The sequence below is a fragment of the uncultured Jatrophihabitans sp. genome (assembly GCF_964244045.1).
GTDB lineage: Bacteria > Actinomycetota > Actinomycetes > Mycobacteriales > Jatrophihabitantaceae > Jatrophihabitans.
Genome location: NZ_CAXTHK010000001.1, coordinates 293,989 through 319,968, shown reverse-complemented (window position 1 = coordinate 319,968; position 25,980 = coordinate 293,989). Strand labels below are relative to the sequence as shown.

General features: G+C 69.9%; 28 protein-coding genes. 19 read left to right on the top strand and 9 right to left on the bottom strand.

The features are described from left to right. Positions 1 to 3: 3 nt before the first annotated feature. On the top strand, positions 4 to 1,041 hold the full coding sequence (locus ACFFC4_RS01570) for a hypothetical protein (protein WP_375497078.1): 1,038 nt from the start codon (positions 4 to 6) through the stop codon (positions 1,039 to 1,041). Here the strand turns inward: ACFFC4_RS01570 and ACFFC4_RS01565 are convergent. From ACFFC4_RS01565 to ACFFC4_RS01555, 3 genes are read right to left on the bottom strand one after another with little or no spacing between them, the layout of a single operon-like run. Continuing rightward, the gene (locus tag ACFFC4_RS01565; protein ID WP_375497076.1) at positions 1,038 to 2,939 is read right to left on the bottom strand and encodes a glycosyltransferase family 2 protein; all 1,902 of its coding nucleotides are present in this window, start codon (positions 2,937 to 2,939) and stop codon (positions 1,038 to 1,040) included. The genes ACFFC4_RS01570 and ACFFC4_RS01565 overlap by 4 nt on opposite strands. Next, entirely contained in the window at positions 2,927 to 3,745 is an 819-nt protein-coding gene (locus ACFFC4_RS01560; RefSeq protein WP_375497074.1) for a hypothetical protein, read from the bottom strand. Before ACFFC4_RS01560 ends, ACFFC4_RS01565 begins: the two co-directional genes overlap by 13 nt. A 17-nt stretch (positions 3,746 to 3,762) precedes the next feature. Continuing rightward, on the bottom strand, positions 3,763 to 4,350 hold the full coding sequence (locus tag ACFFC4_RS01555; RefSeq protein ID WP_375497072.1) for an acyltransferase: 588 nt from the start codon (positions 4,348 to 4,350) through the stop codon (positions 3,763 to 3,765). Between the two features lie 191 nt (positions 4,351 to 4,541). Here ACFFC4_RS01555 and infA point away from each other — a divergent pair, with 191 nt between their 5' ends. The 8 genes from infA to truA all read left to right on the top strand — a co-directional run bounded on the left by infA (position 4,542) and on the right by truA (position 9,212). After that, positions 4,542 to 4,763 (top strand): translation initiation factor IF-1, encoded by a 222-nt coding sequence (infA, locus tag ACFFC4_RS01550; protein WP_027139599.1) that lies wholly within the window; start codon positions 4,542 to 4,544, stop codon positions 4,761 to 4,763. Between the two features lie 72 nt (positions 4,764 to 4,835). Next, complete coding sequence (rpmJ, locus tag ACFFC4_RS01545) at positions 4,836 to 4,949, top strand: 50S ribosomal protein L36 (RefSeq protein WP_119951654.1); 114 nt, start codon at positions 4,836 to 4,838, stop codon at positions 4,947 to 4,949. Positions 4,950 to 5,119: 170 nt separating this feature from the next. After that, positions 5,120 to 5,500 carry a 30S ribosomal protein S13 gene (gene rpsM, locus ACFFC4_RS01540; protein ID WP_375497070.1) on the top strand — a complete coding sequence of 127 codons (381 nt, stop codon included), beginning with the start codon at positions 5,120 to 5,122 and terminating at the stop codon, positions 5,498 to 5,500. Next, positions 5,500 to 5,904 (top strand): 30S ribosomal protein S11, encoded by a 405-nt coding sequence (gene rpsK / locus ACFFC4_RS01535; protein WP_375497068.1) that lies wholly within the window; start codon positions 5,500 to 5,502, stop codon positions 5,902 to 5,904. The genes rpsM and rpsK overlap by 1 nt, the downstream gene beginning before the upstream one ends. Then, positions 5,904 to 6,509 (top strand): 30S ribosomal protein S4, encoded by a 606-nt coding sequence (gene rpsD / locus ACFFC4_RS01530; RefSeq protein WP_375497066.1) that lies wholly within the window; start codon positions 5,904 to 5,906, stop codon positions 6,507 to 6,509. The genes rpsK and rpsD overlap by 1 nt, the downstream gene beginning before the upstream one ends. A gap of 125 nt (positions 6,510 to 6,634) precedes the next feature. After that, positions 6,635 to 7,660 (top strand): DNA-directed RNA polymerase subunit alpha, encoded by a 1,026-nt coding sequence (locus tag ACFFC4_RS01525; protein WP_375497064.1) that lies wholly within the window; start codon positions 6,635 to 6,637, stop codon positions 7,658 to 7,660. A 32-nt stretch (positions 7,661 to 7,692) separates the two neighbouring features. Further along, positions 7,693 to 8,373: a 50S ribosomal protein L17 gene (gene rplQ / locus ACFFC4_RS01520; protein ID WP_375497062.1), complete on the top strand. Its 681-nt coding sequence runs from the start codon at positions 7,693 to 7,695 to the stop codon at positions 8,371 to 8,373. 2 nt (positions 8,374 to 8,375) lie between these two features. After that, positions 8,376 to 9,212 carry a tRNA pseudouridine(38-40) synthase TruA gene (gene truA / locus ACFFC4_RS01515; protein WP_375497170.1) on the top strand — a complete coding sequence of 279 codons (837 nt, stop codon included), beginning with the start codon at positions 8,376 to 8,378 and terminating at the stop codon, positions 9,210 to 9,212. Positions 9,213 to 9,276: 64 nt separating this feature from the next. Here truA and ACFFC4_RS01510 read toward each other — a convergent pair whose 3' ends face one another. Beyond that, positions 9,277 to 9,879, bottom strand: a complete 603-nt coding sequence (locus ACFFC4_RS01510) for a TetR/AcrR family transcriptional regulator (RefSeq protein WP_375497060.1) — start codon at positions 9,877 to 9,879, stop codon at positions 9,277 to 9,279. Between the two features lie 124 nt (positions 9,880 to 10,003). Here ACFFC4_RS01510 and ACFFC4_RS01505 point away from each other — a divergent pair, with 124 nt between their 5' ends. Further along, complete coding sequence (locus ACFFC4_RS01505; RefSeq protein WP_375497168.1) at positions 10,004 to 10,846, top strand: sterol desaturase family protein; 843 nt, start codon at positions 10,004 to 10,006, stop codon at positions 10,844 to 10,846. Here the strand turns inward: ACFFC4_RS01505 and ACFFC4_RS01500 are convergent. After that, complete coding sequence (locus ACFFC4_RS01500; protein ID WP_375497058.1) at positions 10,786 to 11,373, bottom strand: RBBP9/YdeN family alpha/beta hydrolase; 588 nt, start codon at positions 11,371 to 11,373, stop codon at positions 10,786 to 10,788. The two genes, ACFFC4_RS01505 and ACFFC4_RS01500, sit on opposite strands and share 61 nt — an antisense overlap. Positions 11,374 to 11,395: 22 nt before the next feature. Beyond that, complete coding sequence (locus ACFFC4_RS01495; protein ID WP_375497056.1) at positions 11,396 to 12,052, bottom strand: lysoplasmalogenase family protein; 657 nt, start codon at positions 12,050 to 12,052, stop codon at positions 11,396 to 11,398. Between the two features lie 67 nt (positions 12,053 to 12,119). Here ACFFC4_RS01495 and ACFFC4_RS01490 point away from each other — a divergent pair, with 67 nt between their 5' ends. After that, entirely contained in the window at positions 12,120 to 13,739 is a 1,620-nt protein-coding gene (locus ACFFC4_RS01490) for an ABC-F family ATP-binding cassette domain-containing protein (protein ID WP_375497054.1), read from the top strand. Between the two features lie 78 nt (positions 13,740 to 13,817). Here ACFFC4_RS01490 and ACFFC4_RS01485 read toward each other — a convergent pair whose 3' ends face one another. Further along, a complete protein-coding gene (locus tag ACFFC4_RS01485) occupies positions 13,818 to 14,510 on the bottom strand; it encodes a class F sortase (RefSeq protein WP_375497052.1) in 693 nt (230 codons plus the stop codon). A gap of 242 nt (positions 14,511 to 14,752) precedes the next feature. On the opposite strand from ACFFC4_RS01485, the gene rplM reads away from it, so the two are divergent. The 3 genes from rplM to glmM are packed head-to-tail and all read left to right on the top strand — an operon-like array spanning position 14,753 to position 16,937. Further along, the gene (gene rplM, locus ACFFC4_RS01480) at positions 14,753 to 15,202 is read left to right on the top strand and encodes a 50S ribosomal protein L13 (protein ID WP_375497050.1); all 450 of its coding nucleotides are present in this window, start codon (positions 14,753 to 14,755) and stop codon (positions 15,200 to 15,202) included. Then, the gene (rpsI, locus tag ACFFC4_RS01475) at positions 15,199 to 15,597 is read left to right on the top strand and encodes a 30S ribosomal protein S9 (RefSeq protein WP_375497048.1); all 399 of its coding nucleotides are present in this window, start codon (positions 15,199 to 15,201) and stop codon (positions 15,595 to 15,597) included. Before rplM ends, rpsI begins: the two co-directional genes overlap by 4 nt. An 8-nt stretch (positions 15,598 to 15,605) precedes the next feature. Next, the gene (gene glmM / locus ACFFC4_RS01470) at positions 15,606 to 16,937 is read left to right on the top strand and encodes a phosphoglucosamine mutase (protein WP_375497046.1); all 1,332 of its coding nucleotides are present in this window, start codon (positions 15,606 to 15,608) and stop codon (positions 16,935 to 16,937) included. A gap of 96 nt (positions 16,938 to 17,033) precedes the next feature. Here glmM and ACFFC4_RS01465 read toward each other — a convergent pair whose 3' ends face one another. After that, positions 17,034 to 18,089: an MBL fold metallo-hydrolase gene (locus tag ACFFC4_RS01465; protein WP_375497044.1), complete on the bottom strand. Its 1,056-nt coding sequence runs from the start codon at positions 18,087 to 18,089 to the stop codon at positions 17,034 to 17,036. A gap of 499 nt (positions 18,090 to 18,588) precedes the next feature. Here ACFFC4_RS01465 and ACFFC4_RS01460 point away from each other — a divergent pair, with 499 nt between their 5' ends. Further along, positions 18,589 to 19,359, top strand: a complete 771-nt coding sequence (locus tag ACFFC4_RS01460) for a hypothetical protein (protein ID WP_375497042.1) — start codon at positions 18,589 to 18,591, stop codon at positions 19,357 to 19,359. An 8-nt stretch (positions 19,360 to 19,367) separates the two neighbouring features. Here the strand turns inward: ACFFC4_RS01460 and ACFFC4_RS01455 are convergent, their stop codons facing one another. After that, positions 19,368 to 21,044, bottom strand: coding sequence for an MFS transporter (locus ACFFC4_RS01455; protein ID WP_375497040.1), 1,677 nt, complete (start codon positions 21,042 to 21,044; stop codon positions 19,368 to 19,370). 77 nt (positions 21,045 to 21,121) lie between these two features. Between ACFFC4_RS01455 and glmS the strand changes: the two genes are divergently transcribed. The 4 genes from glmS (at position 21,122) to ACFFC4_RS01435 (ending at position 25,966) form a co-directional block, all read left to right on the top strand. Continuing rightward, positions 21,122 to 22,966, top strand: coding sequence for a glutamine--fructose-6-phosphate transaminase (isomerizing) (gene glmS, locus ACFFC4_RS01450; RefSeq protein ID WP_375497038.1), 1,845 nt, complete (start codon positions 21,122 to 21,124; stop codon positions 22,964 to 22,966). A 91-nt stretch (positions 22,967 to 23,057) separates the two neighbouring features. After that, positions 23,058 to 24,083, top strand: coding sequence for an NAD(P)/FAD-dependent oxidoreductase (locus ACFFC4_RS01445; RefSeq protein ID WP_375497036.1), 1,026 nt, complete (start codon positions 23,058 to 23,060; stop codon positions 24,081 to 24,083). Further along, positions 24,080 to 24,451, top strand: coding sequence for a holo-ACP synthase (locus ACFFC4_RS01440; protein ID WP_375497034.1), 372 nt, complete (start codon positions 24,080 to 24,082; stop codon positions 24,449 to 24,451). The genes ACFFC4_RS01445 and ACFFC4_RS01440 overlap by 4 nt, the downstream gene beginning before the upstream one ends. Before the next feature lie 90 nt (positions 24,452 to 24,541). Further along, complete coding sequence (locus ACFFC4_RS01435; RefSeq protein WP_375497032.1) at positions 24,542 to 25,966, top strand: NAD(P)H-hydrate dehydratase; 1,425 nt, start codon at positions 24,542 to 24,544, stop codon at positions 25,964 to 25,966. The last annotated feature ends 14 nt before the right edge of the window (positions 25,967 to 25,980 follow it).

Genomic DNA, 25,980 nt, shown 5'->3' with positions numbered 1-25,980 from the left:
GCTATGACTGCAGAGCCCGTGGTGACGGTCGGGTCGGCCACGCTGCGGGCGGCCGCTGCTGCGATCAGTGAGCTCGCGCGCGAGGTCGGCGACTCCCCCGAAGCCGACCGGCCGCACGGGTTCCGGCACCTGCTGCGCGCCGACGTGCACGACGTCGTGATGCGCTGCACCGTCGACGGCGAGGACGCCGACCCGCAGGACCTGCGTGAGCTCGCCGATGCGGTTCGCAAGCACGTGCCGGAGGGGGCCGAGGCGGGACTCAACCCGCGCGTCGAGGTGTTCGTCCGCCTGCTGCGCGAGGACGCGTTCGACGCCGCGTGGACGCTCGCGCACGACAACGCGTCAGGCGTGCTGCACCCCAGCAGGCCACAGGCCACCTGGGCGGGCGGGTCCAATCTGACGAGCCAGCTGGCCCTGCCGACGTTCGTCGACGGCGAGCACGTGTACGCATGGCTGCCCGGGTTCCGTGACCCGCGGTGGGCGGTGCCGGACCACATCTACGACCTCACCGAGCGGGTGGTGCTGCGCGCCAACCTCGACACCGCGCAGCTGCAGGCAGGCGGGTTGCGGCTGTCCGGGCAGGGGTATCTGGGCCTGCTGGTCGCGACCACGGACGACGAGGTGACCATCGAGCTCAGGGGTCCGAACGATGCCCGGGTCGAGGTGCCGGCCGTCCGGATGCGCCGACCAGAACTCGTCCACCCCAAAGGTCCGGCTCTGACCCGTCTTGCGTGGGGGGGGTGGTCGGCCCGCGTCGACCTGGGGCGGCTGAGCGAGCAGCCGGGGTCCTGGCGGGCGCACCTGCGGGTCGTCCAACAGGGGGTTCGCCGGCAGCGCCGGTTGGGTACCACCCGGGGCCCGCTCGTCGCGGCCGACCTGCCCACCGAGCGGTACGTCTGGCAGGGATGTACGTACCAGCTGACCAGCGACGGCACGTCGGATGCGCTGATCGTGAAGGTCGGACGGCTGCCTCCGGTGTCCCGCCGGTTGATCCGTCGAACCCGAGGCGTGTTGCGCCGCGCAGTGCCCGGCGGTCGCTAACTACGTGCGGGCTCGCTCGCGCTTACGGTCAGCACGTCGCCCGTCGTATCGACGCGCCAGGGCAGCGGGGCCGCGACGTCGACAACGCCGTCGGGCAGCCGCAGCCACGCCTCCCACTGCCCTGCCGACACTGGCTTGGGCAGCGTGAACAGCGCGGTGGCGCAGCCCTCGCGGTCGGCGTCCGCGCGCAGCGATCCCTCGACGCACAGCACCGCGGCCGTCCCGCCCTGCGTCGGACGCAGCAGCAGCTGAGCACGAGGCAGCGAGCCGGCAGCAGAGTCGGCGGCCACCCGCAGCTCCACCCGGCGGCGCCCGAGGCTGTGCAGCTGCGCCGTGCCGGCAAGCTGTTCGGCCAGCGACACCGTCCACTGCCCGACGTCGAGGGTCAGCATGCCGGTGGGCGGCTCGAGAAAAGCGATGACGGCCCGACCGTCGTCGGCCAGGTGGGCGGGCGTCAGTGGCGTCCGTGGCGCTGTCGACTCACCCCGGTCCGGGGTGCGGATCACGCAGGCCCGGTTCCATCCGGCGAAGCGCATCCGCCCGCGCAGGTCCCAGACGCCGTCCTCGAGCGGACCACCGGCGAGCACGCGCAGCGGGTCGATGGCCACGTGTCCACGCACCCGCAGCACACCGTTCGGGTCAATCACGAGGTGCAGATCTGATTTGGCTGCGAACGACGCGGAGGTCGCCCGGGACACGAGCGACAGTTCGAAGTACGGCTCGTCACGCGTGTCGTCGAGCAGCCGGTCCTGCACTGCGACGCCGGGGGCGAGGTCGGCCGGCAGCGCCCAGCCGTGGTCCGTCCGTTCTGCCGTCAACAGCTCGCCGTGCCGCACCACCCCGCCGTCGAGGTCGAAGTGCAGGACGTCGCCGCGCCACGTCACGTTGTGGGCGTCCAGCCGCAGGCCGATGGCCTGGTACTCGGCGGCCAGCGCCAGCAGACCGGGTGTGTCTTCGTCGAGCAGCAGCCGACCCTGGATGCGGTGCGCCGCACCGACGTTGTCGGTGACGCCCGGCCCGAACCGCTCGACGGCCAGCCGGCGGATCTCGGCGACGAGCTCGTCGCGAGCTGTGTCGTCGGCGGCCAGAGTGCTGCGATCGCTGAGCCGGGCCAGCAGGTTGACGCGGTAGAAGCGGCGGAACAGCCGATTGCGACGTTGGGGGTCCTCGACCGCATCGGTAATGAGGTCGAGCACCTTCTCGACCGCGCGCGACTGGCCGAATGCGTCGATGGGCCGGTCGCCGGCGTTGCGGCCCGAGCCGACCCGGCGCAGGTAGGAGTAGTAGACGCGGTCGGTGAGCACGGCGATGCGCCGGGCGTGGACGTAGGCCTGGATGACGAACATCTGGTCCTCCAGCGGCACCGGGCCCTCGGGGAACCGGATGCCGTAGCGGACGAGCAGGGCGCGCCGGAACATCTTGTGCGGCGTCAGGGTGGTGGTCAGGTCGGGCTCGTCCCACAACGTGCCGCACCAGGACGGCCGGCCGTAGAGGGCGTGGTTTAAGCCGCGGAAGTCGCTGGCCGGCCGGCCGAGGGCGACGTCGGCGTCGTGCTCGACCGCGGCGGAGACCAGGGCCTGCAGCGCGTAGGGGGGCAGCGTGTCGTCGTTGTCGACGAGGTGGACGAACTCGCCCCGCGCCGCGTCGATCCCGACGTTGCGCGGCCGCCCGGGCCACCCGGAACTGGGGATGTGCAGCACCCGGACCAGGCGCGGGTGCTGCTCGGCGAGACGATCCAGCACGTCGGCCGTGCCGTCTGTTGACCCGTCGTCGACCAGCACGATCTCGTACTCGTCGCGCGAGATCGTCTGGGCGAGCAGGCTGGCGATGCAGCGCTCGAAATTGGGCCCGGGGTTCCAGACCGGCACGACGACGCTGACCAGCATCAGCTCGCCCACTTCGTCAGGTAGACCTGGGCGGCGTCGGTGAAGGCCTCCGAGTCCCACGCGCCACGGCTGCCGTGCGTGATGCTGATCGGCCAGGTGCCCAGGCGAAGGCCCTGTCGGCGGGCGGTGCGGCAGAAGTCCAGGTCGTACAGGTGGAAGCGGAACTGCTCGTCGAACCGGACCCCCGCCGCGCGGGCGCGACCAGCGTGGACGATGAGCAGCACACCGTCCAGCAGCGCGCACGCGGCCGGCGCACGTCCGTACACCTGCACCTTCGGGGCGTCCTTGGGTCCGTGGTTCACCGATCCGGACAGGTTGGCAGCGGGCTGCCTGGGCCCGCGCGTCAGGTCGGGGCCGAAGGTGAAGTACCACGAAGGGTCGGCCGGGTCGCTGCGCACCGCCCCGGCGATGCCGGCGACGTCGAAGCGGGCCATGGCCTCCCGGGCCCGCGCGGCGAGGTACCAGTCGTGCAGGTGCACGTCGTCGTGCACGAGCACGAGCAGCTCGTTCTCGGCTGCGGACTCGAGCGCCTCGTTGTAGAGGCCGGGCAACCCGCGGACGGTCGCGCCTCTGTTGCCCGCGTACACCGTCAGCTCTGGCCGCAGCGCGGTGGGGATGCTTGCGAGGCTGCGCCCGAGATCGCTGCGCTCGTGGAAGTCCTCGAGGTCGAGGGTGGTCGCGACGACCACCCGTACCGGGGCGTCTGTCGCCGTGCGACGCGGTTCCGCGGCGGCTTTGGTGACGGGCGCTTTCGTGACGCGGTAGCCCGTCGCACCGCTGAGCGTCGTGTTGATCTTGCTCCGCCAACCGGATTGCATAGCGGCATCTAACCGCGTCAGCCGTAGCTGATCGTGCGCAGGACCTGCGCCGGGGCACCAGCCACTATCGCGAAGTCCGGCACATCCTCCACCACGACCGAGTTGGCGCCGACGACCGCGCGGCGGCCGATGCGTACGCCGCTGGTGACCACGACATTCGCGCCCAGCCAGACGTTGTCGCCGATAGTCACCGGGCCCTTGGTCGTGAAGCCCTGCCACGGCACCGGCACGTCCGGGTCGTCGACGCGGTGGTTGCCGTCGGTGACCAGGCAGCCGTTGGCCAGCATGCAGTGCTCGCCGATGGTCACCTCCTCGACTGCGGCGATCATGACGTTGAGGTTCAGGATCGAGCCGCCGCCGATCGCGATGCGCCCGGTGTCGGACGTCAGCCACACCCCGGGCTCGAGCAGGACGTGTGCACCCAGCTCGAGGCGGCGCTCGCGCAGCAGCTGTAGGGCGTTGCCGTGCACCGGCCCGCGGGCGAACGCCTGGCGCGTGGCCAGTTCGTAGTGCAGCTGCGCCCGCCGCCACGGCAGGCGCGAACGCTGATACCACGCCCATTTGCGGGCCCACAGCTCGGCGGACGCACGATCCAGACGCGGCATCGGACCACCGTAGAGCTCGTTTTTGGTTCCGGGTGGCGACGACGGTACAGTTACCGGTTGGCGCTCGTCGCCCTACTTCACTGTGTCCACTATGACTCTCGTGGCCGCGGACCGAAGGGCGGAGCATCCCTCACGGCGGCGCCGGATCGAATCATTACCGAACTACCGATGAACACTGAAATGCGGAGGACATGGCAAAGAAAGACGGCGCCATCGAGGTCGAAGGCCGCGTGGTCGAGCCGCTGCCCAACGCGATGTTCCGAGTGGAACTGAGCAACGGACACAAGGTTCTCGCCCACATCAGCGGCAAGATGCGGCAGCACTACATCCGGATCCTCCCCGAGGACCGGGTCGTGGTGGAACTTTCGCCCTACGACCTCACCCGTGGCCGCATCGTCTACCGCTACAAGTAACCAGTTGGGGGCTCTGCCCCCAACACCCCCCGCAAAGCACAAGCCACGTCACATCATCAGAAGGGCAGGGCCGTGAAGGTCAAGCCGAGCGTCAAGCCGATCTGCGACAAGTGCAAGGTCATCCGTCGCCACGGTCGGGTCATGGTCATCTGCGACAACCTGCGTCACAAGCAGCGCCAGGGCTGATCTTCTTCAGCTAGCAGAACCATCGCATCAACACAGTGCGCACGCCACCCGCGGCCGTCAGATCGCGGGTTCACCTCCGGACGAAGGCCGGAGCCCCACCCCGGGCGGGGTGATCAGGGAACGGCTGCGCTACCAAACCTTCGACACGAGAAATCAGGAGTACCGCCCGTATGGCAAGACTTTCCGGCGTCGACCTCCCCCGCGAGAAGCGGATGGAGATCGCGCTAACCTACATCTACGGCATGGGCCGAACCCGCGCGAAGCAGACCCTCGAGGCCACCGGCATCAGCCCGGACCTGCGGGCCCGCGACCTCAGCGACGACGACCTCGTCAAACTGCGCGATCACATCGACGCGAACTTCCGCGTCGAGGGTGACCTGCGCCGCGAGGTGGCCGCCGACATCCGCCGCAAGGTCGAGATCGGCTGCTACGAGGGCATCCGGCACCGCCGCGGCCTGCCTGTGCACGGCCAGCGCACCAAGACGAACGCCCGCACCCGAAAGGGTCCGAAAAAGACCATTGCGGGCAAGAAGAAGGCAGGTAAGAAGTAATGCCGGGTCCCGCACGTAAGACGGGTGCCAAGAAGCTGCGCCGCAAGGAGAAGAAGAACGTCACCTTCGGCCAGGCGCACATCAAAAGCACCTTCAACAACACGATCGTGTCGATCACCGACCCGCAGGGCAACGTGATCAGCTGGGCCTCAGCCGGCCACGTCGGCTTCAAGGGTTCGCGAAAGTCGACTCCGTTCGCCGCGCAGATGGCCGCCGAGAGCGCCGCCCGCAAAGCCCAGGAGCACGGGCTGAAGAAGGTCGACGTCTTCGTCAAGGGCCCGGGTTCGGGCCGCGAGACGGCGATCCGCTCCCTGCAGGCGACCGGCCTCGAGGTCGGCACCATTTCCGACGTGACGCCGCAGCCCCACAACGGCTGCCGTCCGCCCAAGCGACGGAGGGTCTGATGGCTCGCTACACCGGTCCCGCCACGCGCATCTCGCGCCGGCTCAACGTCGACCTCGTGGGCGGCGACGCCTCCTTCGAGCGTCGTCCGTACCCGCCCGGCCAGCACGGCCGCAACCGCATCAAGCAGAGCGAGTACCTCCTGCAGCTGCAGGAGAAGCAGAAGGCCAAGTACAGCTACGGCATCCTGGAGAAGCAGTTCCGTGGCTACTACGGCGAGGCGGTGCGTCGCCAGGGCAAGACGGGCGACAACCTGCTGCAGATCCTCGAGTCCCGTCTGGACAACGTCGTCTACCGTGCGGGCCTCGCCCGCACCCGGCGCCAGGCCCGCCAGCTCGTCAGCCACGGCCACTTCCTGGTGAACGGTTCAAAGGTCGACATCCCGAGCTACCGCGTCACGCCGTACGACATCATCGACGTGAAGCCCAAGTCGCTCGAGACCCTGCCGTTCCAGGTCGCCCGCGAAACCGTCGGCGACCGGCCCGTCCCGGCCTGGCTGCAGGTCGTCCCGAACCGGTTGCGCATCCTCGTGCACCAGCTGCCCGAGCGCGCCCAGATCGACATCCCGGTCCAGGAACAGCTGATCGTCGAGCTGTACTCGAAGTAGCACCACCCCCCGCGAAGTTGTCCGCCCCAGCACCCGTTTTGACGGGTTGGGGAGCGGACAACTCGGCGGGCGCACACACGTCGGGCGTCATATAGCGGTCGCCCACGAACACAAGGAGTAACCCTGTGCTGATCTCTCAGCGCCCCACCCTGGCCGAGGAGCCGATCGCCGACAACCGGTCGCGCTTCGTCATCGAGCCGCTCGAGCCTGGCTTCGGCTACACGCTCGGCAACTCGCTGCGCCGGACCCTGCTGTCGTCCATCCCCGGTGCCGCCGTCACCAGCATTCGCATCGACGGTGTGCTGCACGAGTTCACGACCGTCGAGGGCGTGAAGGAAGACGTCACCGACATCATCCTGAACCTCAAGGAACTCGTCGTGAGCTCCGAGAGCGACGAGCCCGTCGTCATGTACCTGCGTAAGCAGGGCCCCGGTGACGTCTCGGCCGCCGACATCGCACCGCCGGCCGGGGTCGAGATCCACAACCCGGACCTGCACATCGCCACGATCAACAAGAAGGGCCGGCTCGAGATCGAGCTGGTCGTCGAGCGTGGCCGCGGCTACGTCACCGCCGTGCAGAACAAGCAGCCCGGCCAGGAGATCGGCCGCATCCCGGTCGACTCCATCTACTCGCCGGTCCTGAAGGTCACGTACAACGTCGAGGCAACCCGCGTCGAGCAGCGCACCGACTTCGACCGCCTCGTGGTGGACGTCGAGACCAAGCACTCGCTCACGCCGCGGGACGCGGTGGCCAGCGCCGGCCACACCCTCGTCGAACTGTTCGGACTGTTCAAGGAGCTCAACATCGAGGCCGAGGGCATCGATGTGGGCCCGTCGCCGGCCGAGGTCGCCGACATCGCGGCGTTCTCCATGCCGATCGAGGACCTCGACCTCACCGTGCGTTCGTACAACTGCCTCAAGCGCGAGGGCATCCACACTGTGGGTGAGCTCGTCGGGCGCAGCGAGGCCGACCTGCTCGACATCCGCAACTTCGGTTCGAAGTCGATCGACGAGGTCAAGGTCAAGCTTGCCGGTCTGGGTCTGGCCCTCAAGGACAGCCCGCCCGGATTCGCTCTGCCGACCTCCGTCGAGTCCTACGGTGAGGACGACTTCACCGACGACACCGATTACGCCGAGACCGAACAGCTGTAGTCGGTCCTTCTCCCTTCTCCTAGGAGCACGAAATGCCCACGCCCACCAAGGGAACCCGCTTCGGCGGCAGCCCTGCGCACGAGCGGCTGATGTTGGCGAACCTCGCGACGTCGCTCTTCGAGCACGATCGCATCACCACCACCGAGGCCAAGGCCAAGCGGCTGCGTCCGCTGGCCGAGAAGCTGATCACGTTCGCGAAGCGCGGTGACCTGCACGCGCGCCGTCAGGTCATGACCGTCATTCGCGACAAGGACGTCGTGCACAAGCTGTTCGCCGAGATCGGTCCGGCGATGGCGACGCGTCCGGGTGGTTACACGCGCATCATCAAGACCAACCCGCGCAAGGGCGACAACGCTCCGATGGCCATCATCGAGATCTGCGAAGAGCTCAAGACGGTCGTGGCCGAGGCCGAGAAGGCTCGCGGCACCCGCACCGCGCCGCTCAAGGCGCCGACCGGACGCACCAAGGAGATCGCCGAGGACGCGGCGGGCGAGTCGGCCACCGCGGCCGGGGTCGTCTCCGACGCCACCGCCACCAACGCGCCGACCGACGCGGTGGACTCCGAGGAGGGGCTGGCAGCGCTGGGTCTCGGCGAGAGCGACGCTGAGGATGCCGATGACGCCGTCACCGACGTCATCGGTGGCGACGAGCCGCAGGCTGGTGGCCAGGAGGCTCCGGCCGCTGACAAGCCGGACACCTCGACCGAGAAGTAACTCTGCACGACAGCACGTTCCTCGAGGCGGACCCGCAGCAGCGGGTCCGCCTCGACATTTCCTACGACGGGACCGACTTCTTCGGCTGGGCGCGTCAGCCGGATCGGCGGACGGTGCAGGCGGTGCTCGAGGACGCGCTGGCCGTGGTCCTGCGGCGGTCCGCTGTGTCGCTGCGGGTGGCCGGGCGGACCGACACCGGCGTGCACGCCACGGGGCAGGTCGCGCACGTCGATCTGCCGTCCGTGCTCTGGGCATCCGAGCGCGAGCTGCTGCTGCGTCGCCTGGCCGGCGTCTTGCCGCGCGACGTCCGCGTGCGGACGGTGCGCGCTGTGCCGCCCGAGTTCGACGCCCGCTTCTCGGCGTTGTGGCGCCGATACGAGTACCTGATCACCGATGCGGTCGGCGGCCCCGACCCGGTGCGGCGGGGATTCGTGCTCGGCTGGCCGCGCCGCTTGGACGAGCAGAGGATGGCGTCAGCCGCGGCCGATCTGCTAGGACTGCACGACTTCGCTGCCTTCTGCCGGCACCGGCCGGGCGCGACGACCATCCGCAGCCTGCAGCGCCTGGACGTCATACGGGTAGGGGGCGAGCTCACCTGCACCGTCGTCGCCGATGCGTTCTGCCACTCGATGGTGCGCTCGCTGGTCGGCGCGCTGATCGCGGTGGGGGAGGGGTTCCGCGATCCGTCCTGGCCGGGCTCGCTGCTGACCCGGGACCGCCGCTCCGACGAGGTCCGGGTCGCTGCCGCACACGGGTTGACCCTCGTCGAGGTCGGCTACCCGCCCGACGATCAGCTGGCCGCCCGCGCTCAGCAGACGAGAGCCCGCCGCGACACGTGACCCGCGCCGGATTGTGGAGTCTTTCGCCCGCATAGCGGGCGAAAGACTCCACAATCGGCGCGGGTCAGGTCAGGACGGCGGTGAGCAGGCGCTCGCAGCGCGCCGTCATCGCGTCGGCCGACACGTCCGGGTGCGCGAGCCACCAGGTGACCAATGACGTCACCAGGCCCATCCACACCGCGGTCAACGCGGAGGCGTCGGCCGTGCTGTGCGGGCCACGGGCGGCGAGGAAGCGCTCCGAACCGCTGGCCGCCAGCTCGGCCAACCGGGCCTGGTAGGCCGACGCCGCCGACCGGATCGGGCCGGCGGCGGGGACGCTTGCGTCGAAGAGCAGCCGCCACGCGTCACGCTGCGGTTCGAGCGCGGTGAAGATCGCCCGCAGCGGGTGGATACGCGAGGCCACGGTGTCGTCGACGTCGAGCTCTGCCTCGTCGAGACGGGCGATCAGCGCCCCGGCGACGTCGTGCAGGCAGGCGAGGTACAGCCCGTCCTTCGAGCCGAAGTACTGGTAGATCAACGGTTTGGAGATCCCGGCGCGCCGGGCGATCGCAACCATCGAGGCCCGCGCGTAGCCGCCCGCCGCGAACTCGCCGACGGCCACCGCGACGATCTGCTGCTCGCGCTCGGGACGGGGAACGCCCTTCGTCCCGATGATCGCAGTGGACATAGGAGCGATCTTACCCTACGGTAAGTGACTCAAGAGTCAGTTAGCGCAGGAGGTGTGCCCGGTGGCGTTCGCCGAGACGTTGCGGGATCCGGTCGTCGTGGCCATTCCGTTCTTCGCTCTCTTCATGGCACTGGAGTTCCTGGCGTTGCGTTTCCTCGAGGAGGACGAGCGCGGGGCCGGCGCGTACGAGCTGCGCGACGTCCGCACCAACCTGGGCATGGGTGTCGGGTCGTTGCTCGTCAACGGCGTGGCACGCATCGGGGCGCTGCTCGGCTACGCCGCGCTGTACGAACTCACGCCGCTCCGGCTGCCCGCCGACCGTTGGTACACCTGGGTCTTGGTGCTCGTCGGCGTCGACCTGCTGTTCTACCTCGAGCACCGCAGCGCGCACCGTGTCCGCCTGCTGTGGGCGGCCCATCAGGCGCATCACAACAGCCAGGGGTTCAACCTGTCGACCGCGGTGCGGCAGAAGTGGAACCCGTGGTGGGAGCTGGTCGTCTGGGTTCCGCTGCCGCTGCTCGGGGTGCCGCCGTGGCTGATCTTCACCGCGTTCTCCGTGAACCTGATCTTCCAGTTCTTCGTGCACACCGAGCGCGTCGACCGGATGTGGGCGCCCGTCGAGTTCGTGTTCAACACGCCCTCGCACCACCGAGTCCACCACGGCAGCGACCCCGAGTACCTCGACCGCAACTACGGCGGCATCCTCATCGTCTGGGACCGGTTGTTCGCCTCGTACGCCGAGGAGACGCACCGCCCGCGCTACGGCCTGACGAAGAACATCGACAGCCACAACCTGTTCCGCCTGCAGTACCACGAGTACGCCGCGATCGTCCGCGACGTGCGGGCTGCGCGCAGCTGGCGTGAGCGGTTCGGCTACGTGTTCGCGCCGCCCGGCTGGTCACCGGCTCAGAAGAACGCGAGGTTGCCGCGCCCGCACCAGTCGAGCATGGCCGGCCACGCGCCGTAGCCGGACTCAGTGTTCAGGTGCCCGCCGCCGGCGACCACCGTGGTGGCCATCTTCAGCGGCCGCCCGTAGGCGTCGGCAATGCCCTCGGGCAGGTATTGGTCGTCGTCACCGGCGATAAGGACGGTGCCGTCCGCCCCACGACGAACGGTGTCGACGTCCAGCGGCGGCGGGAAGAACTCGGCGACCTCAACGGCGTCCAACGCGGGACTCGGTGGCGACACGAGCGCCACCCGGGCCGGGCGCGGTGCACCCGTCGAACCGGCGACGTGGTGCAGCCACAGCACGGCCCCGAGCGAGTGGGCGACGACGTCGAAGCCGTCGGCGGGTAAGCCGTCGAGCGCGGCACGCAGATCGGTCAGCCACGGCTCGAGCGCAGGGTGATCGACGTCGGCGAAGGCGGGCCGACGAACCTCGCGCCCGGCGTCCTCGAGCTGCTGGCCCAGCCACGTCTGCCAGTGGCCGGGACCCGACCCGTTCCAGCCGGGGACGATCACCGTGGGGACGGTGCGGGTCGGGCGACGGGGCATGGACGCAGCGTAGATGCCGCTGTCAGAAAGATCGGACGAGCCCGATCACCATCAGACCCTGCGCCAGGTGGTAGCTGACGATGACGATCACCCGCCCGTGCGGGATGGGCCGCACGAACCGTTCACGAGCGAGGGTCGCGTCCGAGAGCAGGAACAGCACGCCACCGATTGCGGTGGCGAGCACGCCGGTACCGGCGGCAAATGCGGCCGCGAGTGCGAGCACCACCGCGTATGCGGCGATGATCGCTGCGAAGGGCAACCCGGCGTCCCGCCGGGCGGCGGCCAGCACCGGCCCGAGCACGACTCCGCCGATGCCCACCGCGATCACCGCGCCCACGGCGAACGCGAGACCGTGCACATCGCGCGTCAGGAAGGCGGCGATCCAGGCCAGGTGGCCGAGCAGGAAGGCGCCGAGGCCGGCAAGGAACGCCGGGCGGGGAGGCGCACCGGGTGGCCCGGCGGGAGCGAGCAGAGCAACATCGCCGAGCAGGCCCAGCACCAGCGCGACGACTACCCACGGCTTGGCGTCGCCGAGGTCGGCGGTGGCCGCGGCTGAAACGAGGAGGGCCAAGGTCGCCGGCTTGAGCAGGCCCTCGAGACGGGGGAGGCGTCGATGGACGGCCACCCAATCCCCGACGGCCAGCACCGCGGCGATGACGAGCAGCAGGACCGTCGTCATGGCGGTTGAGTATGCCGGGGCGGAAGTCGGGTGCGCGGCGGCCCTTACGTCCCGGACACTGGTGCACATGGGTTACGTGGAAGCCGCCGGCATCGGGCACGTCCTGCCCGACGGGCGGGCGCTGCTGACCGAGGCCAGCCTGCGTGTCGGCGAGGGCGTCAAGGCGGCGTTGGTCGGCGCGAACGGCACCGGCAAGACGACGCTGCTGCGCCTCATCGCCGGCGACGAGACGCCGCAGACGGGCACGGTGACGCGCGTCGGCGGGGTCGGCGTGATGCGCCAGTTCATCGGATCGGTCCGCGACTCGAGCACCGTGCAGGACTTCCTTGTCGGCCTGTCGCCGGTGCCGATCCCACAGGCCTGGCAGACCCTGCAGGACGCCGAGCTGGCCATGATGGAGCACGACGACGAACCCACCCAGCTCAGCTACGCCCACGCCATCGCCGAGTGGGGCGAGGCCGGCGGCTACGACGCAGAGGTGCTGTGGGACACCGTCACGGTGGCCGCGCTGGGCGTGCCGTACGAGAGCTGCAAGTACCGCGAGCTGACCACACTGTCCGGGGGCGAGCAGAAGCGGTTGGCCCTCGAGTTACTGCTGCGCGGACGTGACGAGGTGCTGCTGCTCGACGAACCGGACAACTACCTCGACGTCCCCGGCAAGCGCTGGCTCGAGCAGCGGCTACGCGAGACGCCCAAGACGGTGCTGTTCGTCAGCCACGACCGAGAGCTGCTGGCCGTCGTGGCCGACCGGGTCGTCACTGTCGAGGGCGGGACGACCTGGGTGCACGGAGGCGGTTTCGCCAGCTATCACGAGGCGCGGACACATCGGCACGACCGGATGGCCGAGCTGCGCCGTCGCTGGGAGGAGGAGCACGCCCGGCTCAAGGACCTCGTCAACACCCTCAAGATCCAGTCGCGGATCAGCGAGGTCATGGCGCAGAAGTACCGCGTCCAGGCCCGGCGTCTCGAACGGTTCGAAGACGAGGGGCCGCCACCGGACAAGCCAGAGGACCAGCAGGTTGCGATGCGGCTGCGCGGCGGGCGCACCGGCGTGCGGGCCGTGGTGTGCGAGGGCCTCGAGCTCACCGGGCTCATGCAGCCCTTCGACGCGGAGATATTCTACGGCGAGCGCATCGGCGTTCTGGGCGCGAACGGCGCCGGCAAGTCGCACTTCCTGCGTCTGCTCGGCGGCGACGAGGTGAAGCACAGCGGCGGATGGAAGCTCGGCGCCCGCGTCGTGCCCGGCCTGTTCGCGCAGACGCACGCGCACCCCGCGTGGATGGGACGCTCGCTCGTCGACCTGCTGTGGGAGGGCGAGGGTGGGCGCAGCGGCGTCGATCGCGGCCGGGCGATGGGCGCGCTGCGGCGCTACGGCCTGTCGCAGCAGGGCGATCAGCGTTTCGGCTCGCTGTCCGGCGGGCAGCAGGCCCGCTTCCAGATCTTGCTGCTCGAGTTGTCCGGTGCCACGTTGCTGCTGCTCGACGAGCCCACCGACAACCTCGACGTGCTCAGCGCGGAGTCGCTTGAGGAGGCGCTCGAGACCTTCGACGGCACAGTGCTGGCAGTGACCCACGACCGTTGGTTCGCGCGCTCGTTCGACCGTTTCCTCGTCTTCGGCGGCGACGGACGGGTGTACGAGTCCACCGAGCCGGTGTTCGACGAGACCCGCGTGGCGCGGCCGCGGTAGGTGCTCCGCCCGGTTGAGTGTCGGGTTACGGCGTCGAGTGTCGGGTTATAACTCGACACTCGACGCGTAACCCGACACTCAACTAGGGACGGCGAAGACGACGATGTTGTCGAGATAGTTGCCGGTGGACGGGTCGAACGGTCCGCCGCAGGTGACGATCGCGATCCGTCCGACGCTGCTCTGATCGAAGATCTGCTGGTAGGGCAGCTTCGTCTTGTGGTACGTCCGCACGCCGGTGACCGTGAACTCGACCTTCGACTTGTGGCCGGCGTTTTGGGTGCCGTAGAGGTCGACCTCGTCGCCCGGCTTGAGCTGTCCGATCCGGCTCAGCGTGCCGTCGACCCCGGCATAGTTGATGTGCCCGGCGAGGATCGCCGTGCCCTTGCCGGCGCCAGGCTTCGCGCCGGGGCTCCACCAACCCACGATCTTCGGGTTCTCGGGGATCTGCAGTTCCCGGTCGGGGGTCGTGCCGACCTTGACGATCGGGGCGACGGCCTTGAGGCGCGGGATGTCGATGCGGTTCGGCGACAGTGCGAGTGCCGCCGCAACGGGCTTGGCGTGCACCGGGATGGTGCCGACATTGACCTGCTTCTTCGCCGTCCTCGGGGTGCTCGCCGTCGGCTTGCCGTAGTACGGCGAGGTGTTCCACGACAGGCCCGCGACGCCGAGCATGACCACGATGCCGAGGATGCAGACCAGCGGCAGCAACCCGACGCCGGCCGGGACGAGACGCGACGACACCGCAGGGCGCGCGGTCTCGCTGCTCTTCACCGGCACAGCCTAACGAGCGTTGCCGTGCGCCGCCTGGTGGACGCAGGGACGTCGGGATTTGGCTCGTCCTGGTGCCGCCGGTACAGTTCGACGTTGGTGCGCGGCTGGTCCGCGTCCACCGGCCATGCTCCAGGGTCCATCGATCACCGTGCTCGACACGGCTGACGCGGATGACCGTGGGGGCGCCAACTGCGCAGCAAGTCTGCAGTGCAGCGTGAAGACCGAACGAGAGAAGCAGCTCCATGCCCAAGACCGGCACGTACTCCCCGAAGCCGGGTGAGATCGAGCGTCACTGGCACGTCATCGACGCCAACGACATCGTCCTCGGCCGACTGGCCTCGCAGGCGGCCACGCTGCTGCGGGGCAAGCACAAGCCGCAGTTTGCCCTGCACGTCGACACGGGCGACTTCGTCGTCGTGGTCAATGCCGAGAAGGTGGCGCTCACCGGCGCCAAGCTGAACGACCTGCGCTACCGCCACTCCGGCTACCCGGGTGGGTTGTCCAGCCGCACCGTGGGCCAGCTGCTCGAGACCAAGCCCGAGCGCGTCATCGAGCTCGCCGTCCGCGGCATGCTCCCCAAGACCACCCTCGGCCGGGCCCAGCTGAAGAAGCTCAAGGTCTACGCCGGACCCGACCACCCGCACGCGGCGCAGAAGCCGCAGCCGTTCGAGATCAAGCAGGTAAGCCAGTGAGCAACCCCAACCCCACCGCACCCGTCGTCGGCCGTCGCAAGGAAGCGATCGCGCGCGTCCGACTCGTCCCGGGCTCGGGTGAGTTCAAGGTCAACGGCCGCACGCTTGAGGCCTACTTCCCGAACAAGGTCCACCAGCAGCTCATCCGCGAGCCGTTCGTGACGCTCGAGAAGGCCGACCAGTACGACGTCCTCGCCTCGATCGTCGGCGGCGGCACGAGCGGTCAGGCCGGTGCGCTGCGCCTGGGTATCGCTCGCGCGCTCATCAACATCGAGCCCGACGACCGCCCGGCGCTGAAGAAAGCGGGCTTCCTCACCCGCGACCCGCGGGTCAAGGAGCGCAAGAAGTACGGCCTGAAGAAGGCCCGCAAGGCACCTCAGTACTCCAAGCGTTAAGCCCCAGCGTGGGGTTGTTCGGCACGGACGGGGTCCGGGGACTGGCCAACGGCGATCTCTCCCCGGAGCTCGCCATGGCCGTCGCCGGCGCGGCGGTACGGGTACTCGTTGCCCACAGCGCGGCACACCGTCCGGTCGCGGTCGTGGGGCGTGACCCCCGCGCCAGCGGCGAGATGCTCGAGGCCGCAGTCGTCGCCGGGCTCACCTCGGCCGGAGCCGACGTGCTGCTCGTCGGCGTGCTGCCGACGCCGGCCGTCGCCTTCCTGACCGCCTCCTACGGCGCCGACCTCGGTGTCGTGCTGTCGGCCTCGCACAACCCGATGCCGGACAACGGGATCAAGCTGTTCGCCGCGGGCGGGCAGAAGTTGCCCGACGAGATCGAGCACGAGATCGAGGCCGAGGTCGAGACCGGCCCGCTCACCCGGCCGATCGGCGCGCTGATCGGGCGACTGCGCAACTCCGACGACGCCGTCGAGCGCTACGGCGCGCACCTGCTGGGGGCGGTGCCGGCCCGCCTCGACGGACTGCAGGTCGTCGTCGACTGCGCGCACGGCGCGGCGTCATTCGTCGCGCCCGAGATCTATCGCGGTGCCGGCGCGCAGGTCACCGCGATCGCCGCCGACCCCGACGGGTTGAACATCAACGACGGGGTGGGTTCGACGCACCTCGACGGGCTGATCGCGGCCGTCCGGGCGAGCGGCGCCGACCTCGGCATCGCACACGACGGTGACGCCGACCGATGCCTGGCCGTCGACGCCTCCGGTGCAATCGTCGACGGTGACCAGCTGCTGGCGGTCTGCGCCCTCGCCATGCACGAACGGGGGCGGCTGCGTCAGGACACGGTGGTGGCCACCGTCATGAGCAACCTCGGGTTCCATCACGCCATGCGCAAAGCCGGGGTACAGGTGCTGACTACCGCCGTCGGCGATCGCTACGTACTCGAGGCGCTGCGCGCGCACGACCTCGCCCTGGGCGGCGAGCAGAGCGGGCACCTCGTCTTCACCGACGCCGCGACCACCGGCGACGGCCTGCTCACCGCGCTGCACGTGATGGCCCGGATGTGCGACACCGGCAGCTCGCTCGCCGAGCTGGCCGCGGTCGTGCAGCGGCTGCCCCAGACGCTCGTCAACGTGCCGGTCAGTGACCGGGCCACGGTCGCCGCGTCCAGTGCGGTCGCCGACGCGGTGGCCGACGCCGAGGTGGTGCTGGGCGACTCCGGCCGCGTGTTGCTGCGCCCGTCCGGCACCGAGCAACTGGTCCGCGTCATGGTCGAGGCCGGAACACAGGACCAGGCCGATTCGATCGCCGGCGACCTCGCCAAGGTCGTCGCCGCGGTCTGAGCCGCCTCCTCCCCCGGGTGATCAACTGCGGATTCGCGTCGTCCAGCCGTCGAAATCCGCAGTTGATCACCTGGGAGACGGGGCTGATGGCAGCGGTCAGGTCCGGGCGTAATGAGTGACGCCGTCCAGGCGCTGCTCGCCCGCGAGCCCGCGCTCGACGAGGACCTTCAGGTGGGCGACGGTCTCGTTGATGGCCATGATCCGGTTGAACAGGTCGAGGTCGTCGAAGCGACGCAGGTGCCGGGTCCAGGGCGTGGCCCGGGCGACGTCGAAGCCGGTGCTGGCGCCGTGGTCGAGCGCCTCGGCGGTGATCTCCAACCGCTGGGCGTGGTGCTGGAGAAGCTCATCGATGCGTTCGTGCACCGAGCCGGTGACCGGTCCGTGCGCCGGCAGCAACCGCGCGTCGGGCATGGCCCGGACAAGCGCAAGCGAGGCCAGGTAGTCGCGCAGGGGTGACGGCGGCCGGTTGGTCTCGACCCCGATCGACGGCGTGATGTGCGGCAGCACGTGATCGCCGGCGAACAACGTGTCGTGCTCGGGGTCGTGGAAGACAACATGCCCTCGGGTATGGCCGGGCGTCGCGATCACACGCAGGGTGCGGGTCGACAGCGGCAACTCGACGCCGTCGGCCAGCCAGTGATCGGGATCCTCGTAGTCGGCGAGCTCGGCGCCGCGGTTGGTGCCGCTGGCCCAGGACTCGATCTGCCGGGCGAGGTCGGCGGCGCCGGCGTCGCGCATGCGTGCGGCGTTGGGCAGATCCGTGCTGGCCCGGATGACTTCGAGCGCCTCGCGTTCACCCTCGCCGAGCGAGACCGCGCTGCCGTACTTGCGGCGCAGGGTGACCGCCTGCGTGTAGTGGTCGCGGTGGTGGTGGGTGACGTAGAAATCGCTGACGTCGCCCAGGCCGTATCCGAGCGCCTTCAGGCCGGCGGCGAGCAATTCGGCGGACTCGGCCATCGCCCAGCCGCCGTCGATCAGGACGACCTTATCGCCGTCGGGGATCGCGTAGATGTTGACGGCCTTCAGCGCGTCGCCGGGCAGTGGCAGCGGAATGCGGTGCACCCCGGCGGCAGCCTCGAACGCCCCCGGGTTCTCCCAGGCGTGGCGCTCGGTCTCGCTGAGCGGCGGAAGCTGCGGATTACTGGAAGCCATGGCTGCACCGTATCGGGGTCGGGCGTGACCTCGACGAACCGCCGACGGCGTCATTCTCCTCGTCGGGCAGAGCGTCGCCTAGGGTCCCGGGGTGGCCGGCTAGGGGAGCGGACAGGATGGCCTCAAGGTCGGCGGGACCGGGAAGGAGAGCGCAGCGGCCTCATCGGGAGCGACGACATAGTTGGCGACGGCTCGGGGCTGCACCCGTGCGCAGGTGCACCTGGCCGTGGATCTGGTTGAGCAGGACCTTGCGAGACCAGCCGTTCTCGGCTGTCGGTCGAGGATGGCGCGTCCGATTGTCCAGTACAGCGTGAGCAGCTCGGTGCTCACTGCTCGCCGCGCCCCGCGACGTCAACGGGGACATACCTCACGGGCGGGCCGAGCCTGAACCGGCCTTGAGCGTTCCTGGCAGCCACCCAGGTGCACCGACCACCATGGACAGTTCGCGACGGTTCACTGCCGAGCCGCCGCTCGTCCCGTACCGAAGGCTTCTTGCACTGTGACCACCAAGCTCAACCCTGACCTCGATCCCGACACCGAACACACCGACACCGACGACGAGTCCACCTCGAACCGCCCCGCCCGACGAGCCCTGCCCAGCTTTGGGCTCTCGGCCACCCAGCTGGTCGGCACCGCGCTCGCCGCGATCACCGCCACGGTGGCCGCGTCCTATCTCGGCGTCACCGGCACGGTCATCGGTGCCGCCCTGGCGAGCGTCCTGACCGCCGTCGGCAACGCCGTCTACACGACTTCGCTGCGCACCACCCGCGATCGGGTGCGTGAAGTCGTGCCGTTGCCCCCGGTGATCACCCGATCCCTGCCTGGGCACCCACGGGAGGAGACGCCACCTACCCTGCCGAGCCCGCGGCCACGTCCGCGACGCCCGAGCCCGCACCCGTCCGGCACCGCCATCTGGAAGCGCGCGGCGCTCGGTGCAATCGGCGTGTTCGTGGTGCTCATGGCCGTCGTCACCGGCGTCGAGGTAGTGGCCGGCCGGCCGATCAGCGACGTCGTGCGCGGTGATTCCGGTGGCGGCACCAGCTTCTTCGGCCACGAGACCGTGCGAACCGTCCCGCCGACGGCACCCACGGTGTACGTCACGGTGACGCCCAAGGTCGTGGTCACCACGCCCACCGTCACCCAGACCGCGCCGGCGACGACCACTACCCCATCGGCGCCGGCCAGCAGCTCCGCGTCGCCCTCGGGTACCGCGTCGCCGACCGCCACGCCCACCGCCACGCCGTCATCCAGCGGCGTGGCCGAGCCCTGACCGACGGGTCAGCTGACCCCCACCGTGTCGGGCTCGTCGAACGAGTCCTGGTGGCGGCGACCGCCGAGCATCGTCGCGGCGATCAAGGAAGCAACCAGTGCGGCGATGCCGCACATCAGGTAACCGATGGCATAACCGTGCGACAGCGCGTGGAATGCGACGTCCTTGAGGGGGTTGAACGGCATCAACTTGCCGTCCGGGCCGGGCACCTGGGCGGGCACACCGTTCTGCCCGAGCGGCCCGGACTTCACTGCCGCGACCGCGCCTTCGACGCCGGCCCGCTGCGCCGCGGGCACGTGGTCGGGCGCGGCGTAGAAGGAGTTCAGCGCCGACTTGAGCGAGGGCGTCGACGCGACCTTGTCCCGGACCGCGTTCGCGGCGCTGGTCAGCGCGATCGCGGCCACGACGGCCGGCCCGAGCGTCAAGCCGCCGTCGCGCAGCATGCTCGTCGCGCCGCTGGCCATCCCGGCCTTCGAGGTAGGGACGCTGTTGACCGCGACCACGGTGATCGAGGTGACCGCCAGCTTGAAACCGGCACCAATGACGAGCAACGGCGCGGCCACGGCGGCAATGGACAGGTTCGTGGCCGGGATGGCCGAGAGCACGAGGTCGCCGATGCCGATCATGGCCATGCCCGCGGCGAGTACCCAGCCGGGGCTGTAGCGCTCGATCATTCGGGTGCTGACCGGGAAGAGCACCACGCCCATGACGTTCAGGCAGAAGAAGCCGATGGACGTCTTGAGCGGGGTGTACTCCTGGATCGCCGACAGCCGGATGCTGGTGGCGTAGGCCGTGCCGAGATAGGCGAACATGCCGATGACGGTGACCACCGCCGAGACTGCGAACACCCGATTGCTGAACAGCTCCAACCGCAGCAGCGGACGATCGACCCGTCGCTCGATGGCCACGAACAGCGCCATGAACACCACGAACACGACGAACCCGCCGACCACCGTGACACTGCCCCAGCCGTCGTCCGCGCCCTGAATCACCGCGTACAGCAGCGCGAACAGCGACACCGCGATGGTGATCTGCCCGGGCCAATCCAGCGAGCGGCCCTGCGGCGCGGAGGAGTTCTGCGCGGCGGCGAGCGTGATGGCGACGCTGACCGCGGCGAGTACCGCCATCGCCAGGAACGCGTAGCGCCAGCTGGAGAACTCCCCGCCGGAGTGGTGGATGCGGGCCAGCACCCCGGCCAGCACCGGGGAGATGAACCCGGCACCGGTGAGCGCGGCGGCCCAGATCGAGATGGCGTGTGCGCGCTGCTTCGCGGTGTGCGTGCCGGCAGCGAGCATCGCCACCGAGGTCGGGAAGATCGCCGCGGCGCCGACGCCGGCGATGACCTGCCCGGTGAGCAACACGCCCACCCCGTCGGACGGGGTGAAGAACCCGATCAGGCCCCCGACCACCATCAGGGCAGCGCCGACGGCGAGCAGCCGCTTGCGCCCGAACAGATCACCGACCACGCCAAAGGAGAGCTCGAGCAACGTGACCGGCACCAGGAACGCGTCGGAGATCCAGGTGAGCTGGGTGGCCGACGGCCCGAGGTCCTGGTTGATGAACCCGTTGATCACGGCCGGGATCGACAACCCGATCTGGGCCACCGCCACGGCGCCAGCCGCGGCGATCAGGGTGCCGCGGCTGAGGCTCGCGGGGGCGCCGGTAGCGGCGGTGATCTCCGTCATGATCTGCAGCGAAGCACACTGCACATCCGAGGTACAGGTTTCCTGAGTACCGAGCTACACGGCTTAGGCTGTTCGGCATGTGCGGAATCGTGGGATACGTCGGTCCGCGCCCGGCGCTGGACGTCGTCGTCGAGGGATTGCGGCGCCTCGAGTACCGCGGGTACGACTCGTCGGGCGTCGCGGTGCTGGGCCCCGACGGGCTGCAGATCGCCAAAAAGGCCGGCCGGATCGAGAACCTGGACAAGGAGCTTGCCGCCCGCGCCATCACCGGCAACACGGCCGTCGGGCACACCCGCTGGGCCACCCATGGCGCGCCGAACGACCACAACGCCCACCCGCACGCCGACAGCGCAGGCCGGGTTGCGGTCGTACACAACGGGATCATCGAAAATTTTGGTGCGCTGCGTGCTGAGCTCGAGCGCGACGGCGTCGAGCTCGAGAGCGAGACCGACACCGAGGTCGTCGCGCATCTGGTCGCCGGCCACCTGCACAAGCACGGCGGATCGCTGGCCGATGCGTTGCGCGCGGTGTGCCTGCGCCTGCGCGGTTCGTTCACGCTGGTCCTGGTCGACGCCGAGGAGCCTGACGTCGTGGTGGCCGCGCGTCGCAACTCGCCGTTGGTCGTCGGGGTGGGCGACAGCGAGATGTTCCTCGGCAGCGACGTCGCGGCGTTCATCGAGTTCACCCGGGACGCGGTAGCGCTCGGGCAGGACCAGGTCGTCGAGATCAGCCGCGACGGTTACGTCATCACCGACTTCCACGGCAACCCGGTGGACGGCAACGCCTACCACGTCGACTGGGACCTTGCTGCCGCCGAGAAGGGCGGCTACGAGTTCTTCATGCTCAAGGAGATGGCCGAGCAGCCGACGGCGGTCGCCGACACGTTGCGCGGTCACCTCGTGGGCGGGCAGATCGTGCTGGACGAGCAGCGCCTCGACCCGCAGGAGCTGCGCGACATCGACAAGGTGTTCATGGTCGCCTGCGGCACGGCGTACCACTCGGCGCTGATCGGCAAGCAGGTCATCGAGCACTGGACGCGGATCCCGGTCGAGGTCGAGATGGCCTCGGAGTTCCGCTACCGCGACCCGGTGCTCGACCGGCAGACGCTCGTCGTGCCGATCAGCCAATCGGGCGAGACCGCCGACACGCTCGAGGCCGTCCGGCACGCCGTTGACCAGCGCGCGAAGGTGCTGGCCATCTGCAACACCAACGGCGCGCAGATCCCGCGCGAGTCCGATGCCGTGCTCTACACGCACGCCGGCCCCGAGATCGGCGTCGCGGCGACCAAGACGTTCCTGGCGCAGGTGGCCGCGGTGCAGCTCGTCGGGCTGGCGTTGGCGCAGGCGCGCGGCACGAAATACGGCGACGAGATCATCCGTGAGTACGACGCGCTGTGCGCGATGCCGGCGGCGATCAAGGACGTCCTGGCCACGCTTGAACCAGTCCGCGAGCTGGCGCGCGAGATCGCGTCGTCGCGGGCCGTGCTGTTCCTCGGCCGGCACGTCGGCTACCCGGTGGCGCTCGAGGGCGCGCTCAAGCTCAAGGAACTGGCCTACATGCACGCCGAGGGTTTCCCGGCGGGCGAGCTGAAGCACGGGCCGATCGCGTTGATCGAGGACGGGCTGCCCGTCGTGGTGATCATGCCGTCGCCGACCGGCCGGCCGCTGCTGCATCAGAAGATGCTGTCGAACGTCGCCGAGGTGAAGGCCCGCGGCGCGCGGACGATCGTCATCGGCGAGGCCGAGGACACCGCCGCCCATGAGCTCGCGGCCGACTTCATCGCGGTGCCGCGCGTGCCGACGTTGCTGTCGCCGTTCGTCACCACCTTGCCGTTGCAGGTGCTCGCGGCCGAGATCGCGCAGACCCGCGGCTGTGACATCGACAAGCCGCGGAACCTCGCGAAGTCCGTGACGGTCGAATAGCTGTCGTCTAGGTTCAAGGCGTGAGCGAAGCTTGCGAGCGAACCATGGGCGTATGGCTCGGCCGATCGGATCGAGCGAAGCGAGGACGATCGTGACCACTGCCACCCTGGATTCCGTCGACGTGTTGATCGTGGGGGCCGGGCCGGTCGGCCTGTTCGGCGCGTACTACGCGGGGGTGCGGACGCTGTCGACGGCCGTGCTCGACTCGCTCGAGGAGCCGGGCGGGCAGATCACCGCCATGTACCCGGAGAAGGCGATCTTCGACGTCGCGGGGTTCCCGGCGATCAAGGGCCGCGAGCTCGTCGAGCAGCTGCTCAAGCAGGCCGCGCCCTTCAAACCTGCCTACATGCTGGGCCACCAGGCGGTTGGGCTCGAGCGCGGCGACGGTGCGTTCGCGGTGACGACAGCCAGTGGGCACCGCATCGAGGCCCGCGCCATCGTGATCACCGGCGGCATCGGCACGTTCACCCCGCGCCCGTTGCCCACCGGTTCCGAGTACCTCGGCCGCGGGCTGGTGCACTTCGTCCCCGAACCTCGTGCCTACGAGGACCAGGACATCGTCGTCGTCGGCGGCGGTGACTCTGCCCTCGACTGGGCCCTGATGCTCGAGCCGGTCGGCCGGTCCGTCACCGTCGTGCACCGGCGCGGTGAGTTCCGAGCCCACCAGCACTCGGTCGAGCTGCTGCGTCGCTCGTCGGTGCGCATCATCACCGACGCTCAGGTGTCGGGCGTGCACGGTGATCCGGACGTCGACCATGTGGAGATCACCGCCAAGGGCAGCGAGCCCGAGACGTTGCCGTGCACGAAGCTGATCGCCGCACTCGGCTTCACTGCCAACCTGGGGCCGCTCATGGAGTGGGGCATCGACATCCAGAAGCGGCAGATCATGACCGACACCGCGGGCTCGACGTCGGTGCCGGGCATCTACGCGGCTGGCGACATCGTCGACTACCCGGGCAAGGTGAAGCTGATCGCCACCGGCTTCGGCGAGGTCGCCACCGCCGTGAACAACGCCTTCGCGTTCCTGAACCCTGGCAAGTCCGCCTTCCCTGGTCACCTCTCGGACTACGCGCCCGAGCCCGGCGAGCCGGCCCCCGCCGGGTCGCCCACTGCATGATCGTGGGCGTCGGCATCGATGTCGTGCCCGTTGCGCGGTTCGCCGCCGCCCTCGAACGCTCGCCGCGGCTGGCGGATCGGTTGTTCACCGACACCGAGCGGGTGACGGTGTCCGGGGCGCCCCGCTCCGCGGAGTCGCTGGCTGCCCGCTTCGCGGCCAAGGAGGCGCTGGCCAAGGCGCTGGGCGCGGGCGGCGGCATGCTCTGGACGGACGCCGAGGTCGTTGTAGACGACGTGGGTAGGCCGTCGGTCGTCGTACGCGGCACGGTGGCTGCGCGAGCATTGTCGCTCGGCGTCACCCGGTGGCACGTGTCGCTGGCGCACGACGGCGGCATCGCGTCGGCCACCGTCATCGCCGAGGGGGACTGAACACCCCTCCCGTGATCAACAGCGCGAAAACGTCTAATGCTGACGTATTGGCGCTGTTGATCACCGAAGGTGAGACGAGAGGAGACAGCCATGCGTGGGGTGCACACCGTCGAGCAGGTCCGGGCGGCCGAGGACGCGTTGATGGCGACATTGCCCGACGGGGCGCTGATGGTGCGGGCGGCGTACGGGCTCTACGTCGAGTGCGCCCGGTTGCTCGGCCGGGTCTATGGAGCGCAGGTCGTGCTGCTCGTCGGCGCCGGCAACAACGGCGGTGACGCGCTGTACGCGGGCGCGTACCTGGCCCGGCGCGGGGCGCTGGTGACGGCGCTGCTGCTCACCCCCGACCGCGCGCACGCCGGCGGTTTGGCTTCACTACGGGCAGCAGGCGGACGGGTCGCCGAACCGTCGCCGGACGTCGTCGCCGGTGGCGACCTGGTGCTCGACGGCATCGTCGGGATCGGCGGTTCGGGCGATCTGCGACCGGCCGCGGTACCGCTTGCCGCGGCGGCCGAGGGCGTGCTCACGGTGGCCGTAGACATCCCCTCTGGCGTCGACGCCGACACCGGTGCAGCAGGAGAACATGCCGTACGGGCCGACGTCACGGTCACGTTCGGCACGCTCAAGCCGGGGTTGGTCGTGGGGGACGGCGCGGGGCACACCGGCGAGCTGCGTTTCGTCGACATCGGTCTGGACGAGACGCTGCCGCCGCCCGACACGATGGTGCTCGAGTCCGCCGACGTCGCGGCCCTGCTCCCGACGCCAGGCGGCAGCGACGACAAATACACCCGCGGCGTGGTCGGGCTGGTCTCCGGTTCGGCCGCCTACCCCGGCGCCGGCGTGCTCTCGACCGGCTCGGCCATCAACGGTGGCGCGGGGATGGTGCGCTACGCCGGCACGGCCGCTGCGGCAATCCGCGCCGCCTACCCCGAGGTCGTCGTGCAGGAGGGCGCGCAGCCGAGCGCGCTGCGCGTGCAGTCCTGGGTGGCCGGTCCCGGCATGGGTACCGACGACGACGCCCGCGACCTGCTGGCCGATGTGCTGTCCACCGACGCCCCGGTGCTCGTCGACGCCGACGGCATCACCGTGCTCGGCGAGCATCCCGATTTGCTGCACGGTCGTGCGTCGGCCACGGTGCTGACCCCGCACGATCGCGAGTTCGCCCGCATCGCCGACGGCCCGTCCGCCGATCGGTTGGGATCAGCGCGCGCTGCTGCAGCATCACTCGGCGCCGTCGTCCTGCTCAAGGGCGACCGCACGATCGTCGCCGCCCCCGACGGTCGCGCCTGGGTGAACCCGACCGGGACGCCGTGGCTCGGCACCGCTGGCAGCGGTGACGTGCTCAGCGGGCTGATCGGCTCGCTGCTTGCGGCCGGCCTCGAGCCGCCGCTCGCTGCTGCAGTGGGCGCATATGTGCACGGGGTGGCTGGACAGCTCGCAGCTGCCGACGGCCCGCCGTCGTCCATGGACGTCCTGCATGCGGTCCGCCACGCCCTCCACACGATCCGCACCAGCTAGCCCACCCCCGCGGC

Coding starts and splice junctions, on each gene's coding strand:
- ACFFC4_RS01570 (WP_375497078.1), top strand. CDS start 4: ATGACTGCAGAGCCCGTGGTGACGGTCGGGTCGGCCACGCTGCGGGCG.
- ACFFC4_RS01560 (WP_375497074.1), bottom strand. CDS start 3,745: ATGCAATCCGGTTGGCGGAGCAAGATCAACACGACGCTCAGCGGTGCG.
- ACFFC4_RS01555 (WP_375497072.1), bottom strand. CDS start 4,350: ATGCCGCGTCTGGATCGTGCGTCCGCCGAGCTGTGGGCCCGCAAATGG.
- infA (WP_027139599.1), top strand. CDS start 4,542: ATGGCAAAGAAAGACGGCGCCATCGAGGTCGAAGGCCGCGTGGTCGAG.
- rpsM (WP_375497070.1), top strand. CDS start 5,120: ATGGCAAGACTTTCCGGCGTCGACCTCCCCCGCGAGAAGCGGATGGAG.
- rpsK (WP_375497068.1), top strand. CDS start 5,500: ATGCCGGGTCCCGCACGTAAGACGGGTGCCAAGAAGCTGCGCCGCAAG.
- rpsD (WP_375497066.1), top strand. CDS start 5,904: ATGGCTCGCTACACCGGTCCCGCCACGCGCATCTCGCGCCGGCTCAAC.
- rplQ (WP_375497062.1), top strand. CDS start 7,693: ATGCCCACGCCCACCAAGGGAACCCGCTTCGGCGGCAGCCCTGCGCAC.
- ACFFC4_RS01510 (WP_375497060.1), bottom strand. CDS start 9,879: ATGTCCACTGCGATCATCGGGACGAAGGGCGTTCCCCGTCCCGAGCGC.
- ACFFC4_RS01505 (WP_375497168.1), top strand. CDS start 10,004: ATGGCACTGGAGTTCCTGGCGTTGCGTTTCCTCGAGGAGGACGAGCGC.
- ACFFC4_RS01500 (WP_375497058.1), bottom strand. CDS start 11,373: ATGCCCCGTCGCCCGACCCGCACCGTCCCCACGGTGATCGTCCCCGGC.
- ACFFC4_RS01495 (WP_375497056.1), bottom strand. CDS start 12,052: ATGACGACGGTCCTGCTGCTCGTCATCGCCGCGGTGCTGGCCGTCGGG.
- ACFFC4_RS01490 (WP_375497054.1), top strand. CDS start 12,120: ATGGGTTACGTGGAAGCCGCCGGCATCGGGCACGTCCTGCCCGACGGG.
- rplM (WP_375497050.1), top strand. CDS start 14,753: ATGCCCAAGACCGGCACGTACTCCCCGAAGCCGGGTGAGATCGAGCGT.
- ACFFC4_RS01465 (WP_375497044.1), bottom strand. CDS start 18,089: ATGGCTTCCAGTAATCCGCAGCTTCCGCCGCTCAGCGAGACCGAGCGC.
- ACFFC4_RS01455 (WP_375497040.1), bottom strand. CDS start 21,044: ATGACGGAGATCACCGCCGCTACCGGCGCCCCCGCGAGCCTCAGCCGC.
- glmS (WP_375497038.1), top strand. CDS start 21,122: ATGTGCGGAATCGTGGGATACGTCGGTCCGCGCCCGGCGCTGGACGTC.
- ACFFC4_RS01440 (WP_375497034.1), top strand. CDS start 24,080: ATGATCGTGGGCGTCGGCATCGATGTCGTGCCCGTTGCGCGGTTCGCC.
- ACFFC4_RS01435 (WP_375497032.1), top strand. CDS start 24,542: ATGCGTGGGGTGCACACCGTCGAGCAGGTCCGGGCGGCCGAGGACGCG.